The sequence below is a fragment of the Moorena sp. SIO4A5 genome, assembly GCF_010672005.1.
Taxonomy (GTDB): domain Bacteria; phylum Cyanobacteriota; class Cyanobacteriia; order Cyanobacteriales; family Coleofasciculaceae; genus Moorena.
Genome location: NZ_JAAHHZ010000247.1, coordinates 1 through 3,597, shown reverse-complemented (window position 1 = coordinate 3,597; position 3,597 = coordinate 1). Strand labels below are relative to the sequence as shown.

The 3,597-nt window shown below is 43.8% G+C and carries 3 protein-coding genes; 1 reads left to right on the top strand and 2 read right to left on the bottom strand.

Features of this window, described 5'->3' with window-relative positions; translation table 11 throughout:
- Positions 1-742: uroporphyrinogen-III C-methyltransferase (gene cobA / locus F6K57_RS33850; protein ID WP_293072321.1), on the bottom strand; the 742-nt coding region annotated here is incomplete at its 3' end.
- A 453-nt stretch (positions 743-1,195) separates the two neighbouring features.
- Positions 1,196-1,687, bottom strand: coding sequence for a hypothetical protein (locus F6K57_RS33845; protein ID WP_293023053.1), 492 nt, complete (start codon positions 1,685-1,687; stop codon positions 1,196-1,198).
- A 1,141-nt stretch (positions 1,688-2,828) separates the two neighbouring features.
- Between F6K57_RS33845 and F6K57_RS33840 the strand changes: the two genes are divergently transcribed.
- Entirely contained in the window at positions 2,829-3,590 is a 762-nt protein-coding gene (locus F6K57_RS33840; RefSeq protein WP_293072320.1) for a class I SAM-dependent methyltransferase, read from the top strand.
- Positions 3,591-3,597 lie beyond the last annotated feature (7 nt).

Here is a 3,597-nt window from a genome sequence, read left to right as displayed (position 1 = left end):
ACTGGTCTTGATCAGGTAATCCCATAAATGCCCTTAACCCCACTACTTCACCAACTACAATTACCACAGGTGAGAGGGAGATACCAAGGGTTTGGTTTACAATAGTGCCTAAGGTACCCAGCCAAACCTGTTGCTGGGGGCGTCCACCATTCCGAATCAGAGCAATGGGAGTCTGATGCGATCGCCCATAGTGTTGCAGCTGTTGGACAATTTCCCCTAGATGACGTCCTCCCATTAAAATCGCCAAGGTGTCGATTCTTGCTAGTGCTTCCCAATCTAGTTGCTCTGGCTGATGAGCAGTGACAACGGCAAAGCATTTGCTCAAAACGGAGTCTGTTAAAGGAATTCCCGCTAGTAAGGGAGCGGCTAGGGCTGAGGAAATGCCTGGTATCACCTCAAACTGACACTCAGCAGCAATCAATGCCTGAATTTCTGAGCTAGAGCGCCCGAAAATAAAGGGGTCACCACTTTTTAGCCTGACGACTTGCTTGCCTTGTCGGCATTGGTCTACTAGCAGTTGGTTAATCCTAGCTTGGGGTGTAGAAGGGCGTCCACCCCGTTTCCCCACATCAAACAGTTGACAATCACAGGGCACCAGTTGCAATAAAAGGGAATCTACTAGAGCATCATATACCAACACTTCAGCTTCAGTCAGTAGTTGTTGCCCCCTTACGGTTAAGTAGTTAACATCTCCTGGACCAGCACCTACGATGTAAATTTTTCCCTTTTTGTGATTAGTCATTATATAGCGGTTTGCAATTGCTGTTAGGTACAAAGTTCTGGGTTTTTAGGGAGCAGGGAGCAGGGAGCAGGGAGCAGAGAAGAGGTAATAGGGAATAGCGATGCGCTGCATCAAGAGGTGCGACCCGTGGCGAATTTAATTCTTAATGCGGAAAGCGCACCTAACAGGGAATCAATGTCAAAGAATAGTGTAGCTCATAACTGCGATAAACGCTAAGCGCGTTTGTATTTGAGATGTAAATCTAGGAATTTTTTTTATTGTCCAATAAAACTCCGGATCTCTTTGCGAGCCTGGGAGCAGGGCTGTTTCTTGCGTCGCACCTAAAAACTCTTAAAATCATTCCATTATTAAGCAACGCCAAAATTTTTGGTGAGCGGTGGCACAGTACATTAAAACGAAGCACCATGTCTCTCGCCCATCCGCTCCACTGAAGTGTTAGCTTGCTTCTGAAAGTTATTCAAGCCAGCGAAAAGCACGGCGTAACTCAGCAGCACCGTTATTCTCATACCAACCACCGTGAGATAGGATAACTTTTTCAGGGTTCCACTGAAGCATTCGCTTTAAGCAGCTACGGGACTGCTCCTTTTGTCTCCAAAATGTCATTCGCAAATCCAATGCAGTTTTTCCATCAGGATCGACAATGCCAACTAACTTAAGCAGCCGACCAAACTGCTTACTAACTTTATTGAGTTCAAAGTTTTCAATGAGATCGGTAAGAATGACAGTAGAACTCTTCCGGTGAAAAAATACAACTTCATCCATGAATCGACTACCCCGGAAAATTAATTGGTCTAAATCTGTGACCCACTGAGGCGGCGGTTCATTTTCCAAATCGGCATTAAAACTAACTTCAATTTTCTGTTGTGCTGCGCGATCGCGGACACCTGGGGATGCCCATGCTATGGCCTCTGGATAAGCAAAGCGCCCAGGTGCCAATGTGAGCATAGTGAATTTTGTTGGGTGAAATGAGGTGGCGCACTGAGCCAAGAGAGTCAATTTGAGCTTTGAGTTCTCGAGTCAATTCTGTTGGTGAATGGCACCATAGCTCACTGTTGCTCAACCGCACAATAGTCATACGTGTTGGAAAAGGAATCTTTGCCCCATACATTGACATCTGTACAATTGGGCCATCCTTCACCAATCTGTTTAAGGATATTGATCGGTTCATATAGCTCGATCGCATCGTGTCTCATAGCTACTCACAGAGGTAAAGTAAGGTGAATTACACAGATGATGTGGGGGTTTTGAGAGTAAAACTGGCAGGAATCGCACTCTGGAATTTTCATGACCTTGGAGGAAACGGATAGTTCTGCTCAAGTAGGATGCACCGTATCAAGCACGGTAGCATCTTCTCAGCCTCACCTGGTTCGCGAGGATACTTCTCGCTCTCTTGGACTACGTGGGCGCTGGCGACCGTTGCACCACCGGTAGTACCTACACGAAGCTCAACCTTGTAGATCAGGTATCCCGTCCAACTTCGATGGAAAAACAGCGTGGGTTCGTCGAAGTAGATAAACCACTTATCTTCCATTTCGCGCGGAATGAGACCCAAACGTATCCGATTCACCTCCGCTGGCGTAAACTCGTCTTCGTATGTTATCGGCACAAATTCCCCCTTCGAAGGACTGGTCTTCCAACTGTCTCTAGTTGCTGCTTTCATGACGATCTTAAGCCTAACTATTTATTATACGGAAACTTTCCATCTATCACACCAAACAATCCAGCTAAATCAAGGGTTACAGATACTTTAATTATAACATCAAGAACTTTTCCGGATACAGACTATATCAATTAGCATCTTCTGGGGCTGTATCGTTTTACCCTTACCATCTTAAGCCTCTCTTTTTCTTGCGCTTACCCTGGCTTAACAGCCCTGCCCGTGAAGAGGGATCCGCTGGTGCATCTCATTTTTGTACAAACATCATTCATTAAGTTTTGGGATTTTGCTTGCTTGAGGTTATCTTCACAACAAGTTAGCCAGGCTGATACTGATGTGCTGAATTTGAAAAAGATAGACTGTATTCAAACTGCGATTAAGAATATGATATCCTAATAGTTTGCTAAATTAAATTAGAGGCAAAGGACTTTGGTTACAGAATTTAAAGACTACTTCTCAAAGCAAGCAAATGATTATAGAAACTATAGACCTCATTATCCAAAATATTTGTTTGAGTATTTAGCTGCACTTGTACCTGATCGTCAAGCAGCGTGGGATTGTGCCACTGGTAATGGTCAAGTAGCCTTGGGCTTAACCCCTCATTTTCAAAAAATTTATGCTACAGATGCCAGCGAAAAGCAAATTAGTCATGCATTTCATCATGATAAAATTAACTATTCTGTGGCAGTGGCCGAAAAAGTCGGGCTAGGGAATCAATCTATAGATTTAATAACTGTTGCCCAAGCTGTTCATTGGTTTAATCTAGAAAAGTTTTATCAGGAAGTGCAGCGAGTTTATAAACCTGGAGGAATTATTGCTCTCTGGGGCTACTGGTATTTTGAATTACCTCCAGAAGAAAATCACATAGACCAAATGTCTAGGAATTTTTTCACCACAGTGGTTGACCAGTATTGGCCAGAAGAAACAAAACTACTGCTTCAAAATTATCAAACCATTCCTTTTCCTTTTGCTGAGTTAAAAACACCTATTTTAACAATTGAAACCCAATGGAACATGGAAGAATTTCTGGGATATTTGACTACTTGGTCTGCTATTCAAAAGCTTATCGCTGTTCAATCCCAGGAACCAATCTTGGAATTCTCCAACCGTCTAGTCGAGGCTTGGGGCGATCCCGAGAGGAAAATTATATTGCAATGGCCATTACATATGAGAGTTGGTCGGATAGAGTGAACTACCC